Origin of the sequence: Bacillus sp. S/N-304-OC-R1, from assembly GCF_019749375.1 — a bacterium.
Classification (GTDB): Bacteria; Bacillota; Bacilli; order Bacillales; family Cytobacillaceae; genus Cytobacillus.
On record NZ_JACWFE010000013.1, the window covers coordinates 45,939 to 58,138 of the forward strand.

General features: G+C 38.3%; 11 protein-coding genes and 1 riboswitch. Of the genes, 8 read left to right on the top strand and 3 right to left on the bottom strand.

The window, feature by feature from the left end; genetic code table 11:
* Nucleotides 1–12: 12 nt before the first annotated feature.
* On the bottom strand, nt 13–807 hold the full coding sequence (locus H0173_RS10810) for a YqhG family protein (RefSeq protein ID WP_221846540.1): 795 nt from the start codon (nt 805–807) through the stop codon (nt 13–15).
* Entirely contained in the window at nt 776–2,473 is a 1,698-nt protein-coding gene (locus H0173_RS10815; RefSeq protein WP_221846541.1) for a DEAD/DEAH box helicase, read from the bottom strand. Before H0173_RS10815 ends, H0173_RS10810 begins: the two co-directional genes overlap by 32 nt.
* Nucleotides 2,474–2,685: 212 nt before the next feature.
* Nucleotides 2,686–2,775, top strand: a riboswitch (glycine riboswitch).
* Between the two features lie 246 nt (nt 2,776–3,021).
* Between H0173_RS10815 and gcvT the strand changes: the two genes are divergently transcribed.
* From gcvT to gcvPB, 3 genes are read left to right on the top strand one after another with little or no spacing between them, the layout of a single operon-like run.
* Nucleotides 3,022–4,128, top strand: a complete 1,107-nt coding sequence (gene gcvT / locus H0173_RS10820; protein ID WP_221846542.1) for a glycine cleavage system aminomethyltransferase GcvT — start codon at nt 3,022–3,024, stop codon at nt 4,126–4,128.
* Between the two features lie 19 nt (nt 4,129–4,147).
* Complete coding sequence (gene gcvPA / locus H0173_RS10825; protein WP_221846850.1) at nt 4,148–5,494, top strand: aminomethyl-transferring glycine dehydrogenase subunit GcvPA; 1,347 nt, start codon at nt 4,148–4,150, stop codon at nt 5,492–5,494.
* Nucleotides 5,487–6,947 carry an aminomethyl-transferring glycine dehydrogenase subunit GcvPB gene (gcvPB, locus tag H0173_RS10830; RefSeq protein ID WP_221846543.1) on the top strand — a complete coding sequence of 487 codons (1,461 nt, stop codon included), beginning with the start codon at nt 5,487–5,489 and terminating at the stop codon, nt 6,945–6,947. The genes gcvPA and gcvPB overlap by 8 nt, the downstream gene beginning before the upstream one ends.
* Nucleotides 6,948–6,997: 50 nt before the next feature.
* Here gcvPB and H0173_RS10835 read toward each other — a convergent pair whose 3' ends face one another.
* Nucleotides 6,998–7,378, bottom strand: a complete 381-nt coding sequence (locus H0173_RS10835) for a rhodanese-like domain-containing protein (RefSeq protein ID WP_221846544.1) — start codon at nt 7,376–7,378, stop codon at nt 6,998–7,000.
* Between the two features lie 174 nt (nt 7,379–7,552).
* On the opposite strand from H0173_RS10835, the gene H0173_RS10840 reads away from it, so the two are divergent.
* From H0173_RS10840 to H0173_RS10860, 5 genes are all read left to right on the top strand, one after another.
* The gene (locus H0173_RS10840; protein WP_221846545.1) at nt 7,553–8,389 is read left to right on the top strand and encodes a lipoate--protein ligase family protein; all 837 of its coding nucleotides are present in this window, start codon (nt 7,553–7,555) and stop codon (nt 8,387–8,389) included.
* Nucleotides 8,390–8,513: 124 nt separating this feature from the next.
* Nucleotides 8,514–9,413, top strand: coding sequence for an ABC transporter ATP-binding protein (locus H0173_RS10845; protein ID WP_221846546.1), 900 nt, complete (start codon nt 8,514–8,516; stop codon nt 9,411–9,413).
* A gap of 2 nt (nt 9,414–9,415) precedes the next feature.
* Entirely contained in the window at nt 9,416–10,156 is a 741-nt protein-coding gene (locus H0173_RS10850) for an ABC transporter permease (RefSeq protein WP_221846547.1), read from the top strand.
* A gap of 4 nt (nt 10,157–10,160) precedes the next feature.
* Nucleotides 10,161–11,297: a sensor histidine kinase gene (locus H0173_RS10855; RefSeq protein WP_313770628.1), complete on the top strand. Its 1,137-nt coding sequence runs from the start codon at nt 10,161–10,163 to the stop codon at nt 11,295–11,297.
* Complete coding sequence (locus tag H0173_RS10860; protein WP_221846548.1) at nt 11,294–11,896, top strand: response regulator transcription factor; 603 nt, start codon at nt 11,294–11,296, stop codon at nt 11,894–11,896. Before H0173_RS10855 ends, H0173_RS10860 begins: the two co-directional genes overlap by 4 nt.
* Nucleotides 11,897–12,200: the final 304 nt, after the last annotated feature.

The window sequence follows — 12,200 nt, forward strand, 5'->3', positions numbered from 1 at the left end:
TTTCTTCGATTGCTAGACAGCTCGATCTGTTAAATAAAATAGTCCGCCGTTCACGATCGATATTTTTACTCTTGGCTCATATTGTTCCTTAAGTGCAGCCTTTTCAATTTCGTAGCTTTCATCTTTTTCCTCAGCATCTTCGTAAAAATGCTCCAGAAGCATTAAATCCTTTTGCCAGCGTTTCCTTGCTTCTTCTGCCCAGGTGTGATCTTCTTGTTCAATTTGAAATTTAAAATAATTCTCTACTCTCATAATTCCGCTTCTCGGCATGATTAAAGGAGAAAGAGTAAACGAATAGTCAGGAATTTTCGGTGTCAGCTGGAGTTCAAGCAGCCGATCATGAAAATCCTCTACCATTTGTCCATTTATTAACTGCAACCCAATTGACTTAAAAACATCTCGTTTTCGATCACATTCAAATGAAATACGAACGTTCATACCAAGCCATGGTCTTAAAGGTATTTGCTGGCCAACTGGCATGCTGTGATTTTCATATAATCGAATAAAGCCTGCTAAATTTTTTGCGGATTGGAAAATTTGGTGCAGGCGAGGAGAACCAAAATGTAGGTTTTCCCCCTTTACGTGTTCTGGAGCATGCTCAGGATTAGTTATAAGTGTGAGTTTCATCGGATTAGGAATTCCGCCGGTTTTTTCTAAATAATGCCAATAAAATGGTCGGTTCATTAGTTCCTTATCTAATTCAATAGTCAGTTGAACCGTCATATAGCCGTGTCCATTTTCTACAATCTCACAGCCATTTGCATGAAAGTATCTCTCAAGAAAATGATGAATCTCCTGTTGTTGCATTTATTTCACCCTCCCGCATCTCTTCAGCAAATTGAATCATTGATGTTAGATTCTCCATTTTAATTCTCATCTCACCTTCCGTTGCAGATTTTCCAAAAATGTCAATAAGGTGATCTTCTACATTGCCGAAGTCAAGCTTGGTTAGAATATCATCTAAATCTCCAATAACTTTTTCAAACAGGTTGATTTTCTCATACAATAGCTTTAAAACATGTTCCTCAACAGTATCTTTTGTGGCAAAGTTATAGATCATAACATCTTTTTCTTGTCCCAGACGGTGTATCCGTCCAATTCTTTGCTCGAGTCTCATCGGATTCCATGGCAAATCAAAATTAATAATATGATTGCAGAACTGAAGGTTTATTCCCTCACCGCCTGCTTCAGTAGCAATGAGAACTTGTGCGTTTTTTTGGAATAGCTCCCGCATCCAGTCCTTTTTCCCTCTCTTAAATCCGCCTCTAAAGGGAACAGAGGTGATGCCATGCTGCTTTAGAAACCATTGAAGGTACATTTGTGTTGCTCGATACTCTGTAAAGATAATAACCTTATCATTAATTTCCTGGATTAATTCAAGTGCCTTTTCAGCCTTTGAATTTCTTTGAACTGCTTCAACTTTGGAAATTAAATATTGAATTTGCTCTCTAAAGGAAGCAGAAGGTGCTTCTTGTCTATCTAGCATATTTTTTATTGTAAAATAGACCGCTTCTCGGCTGCTGCAGGCTTCACGCTGAAGAGTCATTACAGAAAATTGGCTTGAGCTGATCCAATTTCCATCCCTTCGCAGGCTAGAAACCGCACTATATAATTCTCTTTCTTCAGCTGAAAACTCGATGGGAATAGTCTCGACAACACGCTTTGTCCATTGGATCCCGGTATCAGCACGCCTATTGCGAATCATCACCTTATTCACTAATTCCTTCAAGTGTTCGTCATCGTTCAAATCTCGTGCATCTTTATTATATTTTTTATAAAATGCAGATTCAGTTCCTAAATGACCAGGCTTTAATAAAGAAACCAAGTTAAATATTTCACTAATTCGGTTTTGAATAGGAGTAGCTGTTAAAAGTAAACAAAACTTCTTTTTTAAATTTTGTACAAACTCATAGTTCTTGGTTTTATTGTTTTTTAGCTTATGAGCTTCATCGATAATGATTAAATCATAGTCTTGCTTATAAATGATATCTCTGTGTGGATTACGTTTTGCTGTATCAATAGAAGAGACAACAATGTCACATTGTTCCCAAACATAGCTTTTGCGCTGTGTGACAGCCGGAATAAAGAATTTTGTATTAAGCTCAATTGCCCATTGAGTGACAAGTGATGCTGGAACAAGAATTAATACTTTTTTCACAAGTCCGCGAATCATATACTCCTTTAAGATTAAGCCTGCTTCAATCGTTTTCCCTAATCCAACCTCATCTGCAAGTATCGCTTTGCCGTTCATATTTTCAACTACTTGTTTTGCTACCTCCAATTGATGGGGCAATGGGGTTAGACCAGAAAGATGCTTTGGAGCCTGCAGCCCTTCAAAATCTGGTATTGTAGTATGTCTTTCAACCTCAATTGCTAGTTTAAACAGCTCCCAATTTCCCCAAGGCCCATCATGATCAATCCTTTTCAAAAATTCTTCCTGCCATGTTGAATTAAATTCAATGTTTACTGTCATAAAATACTGCTCCTTTTAATTTCAGAAAAAATATTACCCATTGCTCAAATAGGTTTCTAATGGTAGGATAATAATAGCTTTGAAAGTTTTGAAATTTGCTACAATCACTTAGTTTATCGAACTATTTATTCATTGGATTATATTGATGAAGCTTTTATTAACGAAACATTTTTGTATAGTATGAACCAACTTGGAAAATTTTATAAATGCGGATGATGATAAGGGGAGAGACTACCTTTTGTAGCGCCGAAGGAGCAAGCAATTATTGTGAATCTCTCAGGCAAAAGAACCCTTGTTTGACGTAGCTCTGGAGAGTGCTTCTTTTAAAAGAGAAGCCACCAAAGGGGAAAACCGGTTTTTTCGGTAAACTTTCAGGTGCAAGGACAGGGACCTTCTCATTTTTGAGGGGCTTCTCTGTCCTTTTTTAGTTTTACAAAAGTGTATTGCTGAAGCGCCAAGGGTTCGAGAAATAAGTCACTGGTCAAGGCGTTTTTGCTTTCAACGGTAAATTTCAAAACTTGTTATAAGGATAAAAGGGGGACAAGTGAATGTCACAGTTAAAACGTACACCATTATTCGATGTTTACAAAGACTATGGTGCGAAAACAATTGACTTTGGTGGCTGGGATCTGCCTGTTCAGTTCTCAAGCATTAAAGAAGAGCATGAAGCAGTTCGCACGAAAGCGGGATTGTTTGATGTATCCCATATGGGTGAAATTGAAGTGAAAGGTTCTGACAGCCTTTCCTATCTTCAAAAAATGATGACCAATGACATCTCTAAACTAAAAGATTTAGGTGCCCAGTATACAGCAATGTGTTACGAAAATGGCGGGACTGTTGATGATTTACTTGTCTATAAATTTGCAGACAATCATTACCTACTTGTAGTGAATGCTTCAAACATTGATAAAGATTATAAATGGCTAGAAGACCATCTTGAAGGCGATGTTACAATTGAAAATCTTTCTGATAAAACGGCACAGGTTGCTATCCAAGGTCCGTTAGCAGAGGGTGTCCTTCAAAAGCTTACTGCAGACACGAACTTATCAGAAATCGGCTTCTTCAAATTTAAAAATGATGTAGATATTAATGGTAAAAAAGCGCTTGTTTCCAGAACTGGCTACACAGGTGAAGACGGTTTTGAAATTTACTGCGATGCTAACGATGTCGTTTCTATTTGGAAGGATATTTTAGAAGCTGGGAAAGAAGAAGGAGTAATTCCATGCGGATTAGGTGCTCGCGATACTTTACGCTTTGAAGCAAACCTTGTTCTTTATGGCCAAGAAATTTCTCCGGAAATATCACCTCTTGAAGCAGGAATCGGTTTTGCTGTTAAGGTAAATAAAGAAGCAGACTTTATTGGAAAAGAAGTTCTATTAAAGCAAAAAGAAGAAGGCTTGTCTAGAAAATTAGCTGGAATTGAAATGATTGACCGTGGTATTCCGCGTCATGGCTATCCAGTTTTTATAGGCGAAGAGCAAATTGGGGAAGTAACAACTGGAACTCAATCTCCAACTTTAAAGAAAAATATTGGGCTAGCACTGCTTAAGATTGACCATGCAGCTATCGGTACAGAAGTAGAAGTAGAAATTCGCGGAAAGCGCCTCAAAGCAGTTGTGGCACCTACGCCTTTTTATAAAAAAGAGAAAAAATAGGAGAGAGGAGACATAAATGATGAAACATCGCTATTTACCGATGACAGAAGCAGATAAAAAAGAAATGCTCGCAACGATCGGTGTAAACTCAATCGATGAATTATTTAGTGATATTCCTGAAAGTGTAAGATTTAAAGGTGAATATAATATTAAGCCGGCAGCAACTGAGACGGCATTAATGAAAGAACTTTCAAAAATGGCTCAAAAGAATGCTGATCTAAAGAGCAACACTTCTTTTATTGGTGCAGGTGTTTATGATCATTACATGCCTGTAATTGTAGACCATGTTATTTCTCGTTCTGAATTTTATACAGCATATACACCATACCAGCCGGAGATTTCTCAAGGGGAGCTTCAAGCAATTTTTGAATTCCAAACAATGATTTGTGAATTAACAGGTATGGATGTAGCGAACTCTTCTATGTATGATGGCGGTACTGCTTTAGCGGAAGGAGCTATGCTAAGTGCAGCTCATACGAAGCGCAAAAAAGTTTTACTTTCAAGTGCTGTACATCCAGAATCTAAAGATGTTGTGAAAACATATGCGAAAGGCCAGTACATCGAGGTTGTTGAGATCCCGCATAAAGATGGTGTAACTGACATGGATGCACTTAAAGAAATGATCAATGATGAGATTGCGGCAGTTATCGTTCAATATCCAAACTTCTTTGGAAGAATTGAGCCATTACAAGAGCTTGAAGAAATCATCCATGCACAAAAGTCATTATTTGTTGTTTCAAGCAATCCTCTTTCACTTGGAGCATTAACACCTCCAGGAAAATTCGGAGCTGATATTGTTGCAGGAGATGCACAGCCTTTCGGTATTCCAACGGCATTTGGCGGTCCACACTGCGGATACTTTGCTGTTACAAATAAATTAATGAGAAAAGTTCCTGGTCGCCTTGTAGGACAAACAGTGGACGATGAAGGCCGCCGCGGATTTGTTTTAACACTTCAAGCTCGTGAACAGCATATTCGCCGTGAAAAGGCAACTTCAAATATTTGTTCAAACCAAGCATTAAATGCGCTTGCTGCTTCAGTAGCCATGACAGCACTGGGTAAAAAAGGTGTAAAAGAAATGGCTCTTGCTAATATCCAAAAAGCAAACTATGCGAAAAAGGCATTTAAAGAAAAAGGATTTGAAATTGTGTTTGAAGGTGCATCCTTTAATGAATTTGTCGTTAAATTAAATAGTCCTGTTAAAGAAGTAAACCAGAAGCTCCTTGAAAAAGGCATTATTGGCGGTTATGATTTAGGCCGTGATTTCGCTGACCTAAAGAACCATATGCTAGTAGCGGTTACTGATTTAAGAACGAAAGAAGAAATTGATACTTTTGTTAAAGAAATGGGGGAGTACCATGCATAAGGATGATCAAGCACTCATTTTTGAATTAAGCAACCCTGGCCGCATCGGTTATAGTCTCCCGGAAATGGATGTTCCGGAAACTGATATTAATGACCTGATCCCAGCTGGCTATTTACGTGAAGAAGAACCAGAGCTTCCAGAAGTGTCTGAATTAGATATTATGCGTCATTATACAGCACTTTCTAACCGTAATCACGGTGTAGATTCGGGCTTTTATCCGCTAGGATCTTGTACGATGAAATATAATCCGAAAATTAACGAAAATGTCGCACGTTTCCCTGGATTTGCACATGTACATCCATTACAGGATGAAAGCTCTGTCCAAGGTGCTTTAGAATTATTGTATGATCTTCAGGAGCATTTAATTGAGATTACTGGTATGGACGAGGTTACACTTCAGCCTGCTGCAGGTGCACATGGTGAGTGGACTGCCCTTATGATGGTTCGTGCATTCCATGAAGCAAATGGCGACCATAAGCGTACTAAGGTTATTGTTCCTGACTCAGCACACGGTACTAACCCTGCTTCTGCTACCGTTGCTGGTTTTGAAACAATCACTGTAAAGTCTAATGAAGACGGTCTTGTAGATTTAGACGATTTAAGACGAGTGGTTGGTGAAGATACTGCTGCACTAATGCTTACAAATCCTAATACATTAGGTTTATTTGAAGAACAGATTCTTGAAATGGCAGAAATTGTTCACGGGGCAGGCGGAAAGCTTTACTATGATGGAGCTAACTTAAACGCAGTAATGTCTAAGGCACGTCCTGGTGATATGGGATTTGACTTAGTACACCTTAACCTTCACAAAACATTCACTGGTCCTCACGGCGGTGGCGGTCCAGGTTCTGGTCCTGTTGGCTGTAAAGCTGATTTAATTCCTTATTTGCCAAAGCCAGTATTAGTTAAACAAGGTGATCAGTATGTGCTTGATTATGACCGTCCGCAATCAATCGGCCGTGTGAAGCCATACTATGGAAACTTCGGAATTAATGTTCGTGCTTATACGTACATCCGTTCAATGGGTCCGGATGGATTAAAAGCAGTAACGGAATATGCAGTATTAAATGCAAACTACATGATGAGAAGACTTCAAGGTGCTTATGATCTTCCATTTGACAGACATTGTAAGCATGAATTCGTTCTAAGTGGAAAGCGTCAAAAGAAACTAGGCGTACGTACACTTGATATTGCGAAGCGTCTGTTAGACTTTGGCTACCATCCGCCAACAATTTACTTCCCGTTAAACGTGGAAGAATGTATCATGATTGAGCCAACTGAAACGGAATCAAAGGAAACTCTAGATGCATTCTGTGATGCTATGCTTCAAATTGCAAAAGAAGCAGAAGAGAATCCGGAAATCGTTCAAGAGGCTCCTCATAATACAGTGATTGGCCGTCTTGATGAAACAATGGCTGCTCGTAAGCCAGTCCTTCGCTATCAAAAGCAATAATCTATCAAAAAAAGACCTCTGCGTTAAAACGCAGAGGTCTTTTAAACTAATTATTTTGTTTTAACTTTACCGGACCATTTTTTAAATCCGCCTTGGAGATGGGATAGGTCTTTATACCCTCTTCGATTAAGAAACTGGGCTGCTCTTCCGCTTCTCATGCCGCTCTGGCAATACAAATAGACAGGCTTGTCCGGGCGAAGTTCCTTTAATCGCATTTTTAGCTGCGATAGCGGAATGTTCCGTGCACCTAGAATATGTCCGTTCTCAAACTCATTAGGCTCACGGACATCAATAAGTTGAGCTTTTCTGTATCCTTCACGGAATTGCTCTTCTGTCAGTGTTTTGACAATCCTTTTTTGATAAAACCACATTATTAGGGAATATGAAAGAAACCCAGCTAACATGATTAGAAGGAAATAAATAGTTTGCAAAATGTCTTTCTCCTTTCGCACTAAAACTTGCGCCTATTCTATTATATAAGCGTTCTATAAGGCGAGTAAAGGAAATCAGACAAATTCCCTGCAAAATTCATGCAGCTTTGATTTTTTGCTATTTTTTGATAGACTAAAAATCGCATATATAAATAAGTAAATGAGGTTTGTACGATGGCTAAAGAAACTTGGCGTTTTATTGATAGTGGTGCCGGTTCTCCTTCTTTCAATATGGCACTGGATGAAGCACTCCTGGATTGGCATAGCGAAGGAAAAATTCCTCCGACGATCAGATTTTATGGGTGGAATCCAGCAACCCTTTCAATTGGTTATTTTCAAAAGGTTGATAGAGAGATTGATATGGAAGCCGTTAAGTCTCATGGCCTAGGATTTGTCCGCCGGCCAACAGGCGGACGTGGGGTCCTTCATGAGCATGAATTGACGTATAGTGTTATTGTGTCTGAAGAACATCCGGAAATGCCTAAAACAGTGACAGAGGCTTATCGAGTTATTTCAGAAGGGATATTGAAAGGCTTTCATCATTTAGGCATGGATGCTTACTTCGCGGTTCCTAGAACAGATGAAGAAAAGGAATCTCTCAAAAATCCCCGTTCTGCTGTATGTTTTGATGCGCCAAGCTGGTATGAGCTTGTAGTAGAGGGCAGAAAGGTTGCTGGGAGTGCTCAGACACGGCAAAAAGGTGTCATTCTTCAGCACGGATCAATTTTACTGGATATTGAAGAGGATAAATTGTTTAGCCTATTTAAATACCCAAATGATCGGGTTAAGGAAAGAATGCAAAAGGCATTTAAAAATAAGGCTGTTGCAATAAATGAAATTAGCAAAGAAAGAATTACGCTTGAGCAGGCAAAGGAAGCTTTTCAGAAAGGGTTTGCAGAAGGGCTTAATATTGAACTGGTTCCATATGAGCTTTCTGCTGACGAATTGGCGTATGTAAATAAAATAGCAAAAGAGCGTTATGAACAAGATGAATGGAATTTCAAAAGGTAAAAAGCGGGCCAATTGGCACCGCTTTTTTTTATGACATTTGTCATCCGAAAGAAATGACATAATCCACTAACCCTAATTTGGTTCCAATAATAAAATGAAGAAAGAAATGATGGAGGTGCAAAAAATGGAATCGATTGTAGTGCTTAATCATGTAACAAAAACATTTAAAAATAAAAAGGCAGTAAATGATGTTTCTTTTACCATTGAAAAGGGTGAAATAGTAGCGATCCTTGGGCCGAACGGAGCTGGAAAAACGACAACCATTATGATGATGCTCGGACTTCTTGCTCCTTCAGAGGGGAGTATTCATATTTTTGATATGCATCCAAAGGACAAAAAAGTTCGCGAGAAGATTGGTGCTATGCTTCAAGAGGTAAGTGTCATTGATGGGCTCACAGTAAAGGAGATCATTCAATTATTCAGAAGTTATTATCCAGATCCACTTGACTTTGAGGAGCTTGTCGCATTAACGGGCTTGAAGTCAGATGAATTGAAAAAAAGAGGAGATAAACTTTCTGGTGGACAAAAAAGGCGTCTTGGTTTTGCACTCGCGATGGCGGGAAATCCGGATTTGTTATTTTTTGATGAACCAACAGTAGGATTAGATATTACGTCTAGAAAACGATTTTGGGAAACAGTGGATGTCCTTAAGGAGAGGGGGAAAACAATCATTTTTACAACTCATTACTTACAAGAAGCAGATGATGCAGCAGAGAGAATAATCCTATTTCATAATGGGTCAATTATTGAAGACGGTACACCAACTGATATTAAGGCAAAATTGACAAAACAGTCGATATCTTTTACACCATCAGAAAGGATATCCCTTCATACGTTGAAACAATTACCTACTGTTTCTCATGTATACGAAGAAGGAAGCCGGATTATTATAGAGGCTGAAAATACAGACCTCGTGTTAGCGAAACTGTTTGAACAGAAGATACAAATGTCAAGGGTTGAAATCAACCAAGGACGGCTTGATGAAGCATTTTCACAATTAACCGAAAATCAGGAGGCTATATAGATATGAAGGCATTTAGTATGCAATGTAAAGCTGAAATGATCAGAATTTTGCGTAACCCGTATTTTGTTTTTTGGTCACTTTTAATGCCCATACTATTTTATATTATTTTTACGAAAATCTTTAATACAGGGATTGAAAATAAACAAGAATGGCAGGCTCATTATTTAATGTCCATGACTGCTTTTAGTGTAATGGGTTCAGCGATCATGACACTTGGAATCAGACTAGTTGAGGAACGGACAAAGGGCTGGTCTATGTTTATGCGTATTACCCCATTATCGGGAACTGCTTATTTTGCATCAAAAATGATTGGTCAAACGGTTATTCATATATTTTCGATTACAATAATCTTTATTACAGGGGCCCTCATTAATCATGTTACCTTATCTCCTTTTGAATGGATGATGAGTGGTGTTTGGATATTGGCAGGTTCTTTTCCTTTCCTCGCATTAGGTACTTTGGTTGGGACGATGAAAAGAGTAGATACTGCGTCTGGGATCAGCAATGTAGTCTATATGATTCTCGCTATATCAGGGGGCATGTGGATGCCAATGGAAATCATGCCTGAGTTTGTACAAAACTTTGGAAAATGGCTTCCGTCCTATAACTTTGGAAATGGTGCTTGGCAAATTATTCGTGGCAATAGTCCGGAGTGGATAAACGTACTAATTTTATTAGGGTACCTTCTCGTTTTTATGCTATTATCAGGATATATTAGGAGAAAGCAGGAAGCGGCGGTGTAACATAGTGCCAAAGAAGAAAATTGAAATTTTCCCAGCCAAGTTTGGATTTTTTCCATATATGTTTTTAATGTATCTTTCCATGCCAGCATACTATATATATTTTGAACCAGGATGGAAAAAGGTTACCGGTTATGTCCTGTTAGTAATATTTCTAGTCACATACCGACAGCTTTATCAATATATAGAACGGGACAATATACAATATACAGTATGGCTTGTCGTTCAAATTGGCATCATGTTAATTCTTTCAATCTTTTTTAATATCAATAATATTTTTCTAGGCTTTTTCCCAGCTAATTTTATTGGCTGGTATAGGGAGAAGAAAAAGTTCATGATCGCCCTGATTTTATTTGGCACTACGATCATAATACCAATCTTGGTCCGAATTAATGAACTTATACCAAATAACATCTTTTATTTTGTACCTTTTATTGTGATTATGTTCATGTCCCCATTCGGTATTAGATCGATGGTTAATAAAATGGAACTTGAAAAGCAGCTAGATGAGGCGAACGAAAGAATTAAGGAGCTAGTGAAGCGGGAGGAGAGAATGCGGATAGCTCGTGATCTACATGATACATTGGGGCATACATTATCTTTAATTACGTTAAAAAGTCAGCTAGTTGGCAAGCTAATAGATAAAGATTCCTCTAGAGCAAAGAACGAGGCCAAAGAAATTGAAAGAACGTCCCGTGCTGCCTTGTCACAGGTTAGAGAGCTTGTTTCGGATATGCGAGCGATTACAGTTTCTGAAGAGCTAATTGAGTCGGAATCCATTCTAGAGGCTGCGGGGATAACTTACTTTCTCAATGTTGAGACACAACTTGAGGAAATTCCAGTATTAACTCAAAATATTCTTAGCATGTGCCTGCGAGAAGCGGTGACAAATGTTGTAAAACATAGCGGGGCAAAAAAATGCCTAATTCATATTGTTGAAAGAGCTGGAGAAATTCAGGTTAGTATTCATGATGATGGCAGAGGGGTATCGATTAGTAATAGGGCAGGCAATGGATTAAATGGGATGTCAGAAAGACTTGCACTATTAGATGGAACCTTAAATATTGCTTCTGAAAATGGAACAAAGCTAAGGATTACTATTCCGATTATTGTAAAAGAGAGAGAGGCAGGGATTGTTTCATGATTAGAATTGTCATTGCGGAGGATCAGGGGATGCTTCGCGGGGCTCTTGGCTCTCTGCTAGATTTAGAGGACGATTTAATAGTAGTAGATCAGGTCAGAAACGGGGAAGAAGCTCTAAGGACGATTTTGGCTTTAAAACCAGATGTTTGCCTAATGGATATAGAAATGCCTATCAAAAGCGGGCTAGATGTAGCAGAGGAATTGAAGGTTCTTGGTTCTGAATGCAAAATTATTATTTTAACAACGTTTGCAAGACCAGGGTATTTTGAACGTGCTGTAAAGGTTGATGTACACGGATATTTGCTTAAGGATGGGTCAAGTGATGAATTGGCAGAAGCAATAAGAAATGTGATGAGAGGCAAACGTGAATTTGCGCCGGAGCTTATTTTTGGAAGCATGAAGGAAGAAAATCCGTTAACAGATCGGGAACGTGAAGTGCTTAGAATGGTTGCTGATGGAAAAACAGCGAAGGAGATTTCAGCAGCTCTTTACTTATCAGCTGGAACTGTAAGGAATTATATGTCGGAAATTATAAGTAAACTTCAAGTGAAAAATCGCATTGAAGCCATCAGTCTTGCAGAAAAAAAGGGTTGGATTTAATAGAGGAGACAGAGTCACATTATGACACTGTCTCCTCTATTTCTTTATTTTATAGGAAAAAATTGATTGTTTGTTTGAAGCATGATTAATTGACAATAGTGCAAGTCGCAAATTATATTGAAAATTGTCCAAATCTGTAACTATTCTATGATTATCTAATATATACTCTCTTTTATAGTTTTTTTTGATTTTGACAAATAAGTAAAAACGTGAACCGAACACAATATGTAGTAGTGTCGAAAAACTTTAATCACTATATATTGATTTTTAATGCAGGGGTATGGTAACGTTTATATTAAGATAT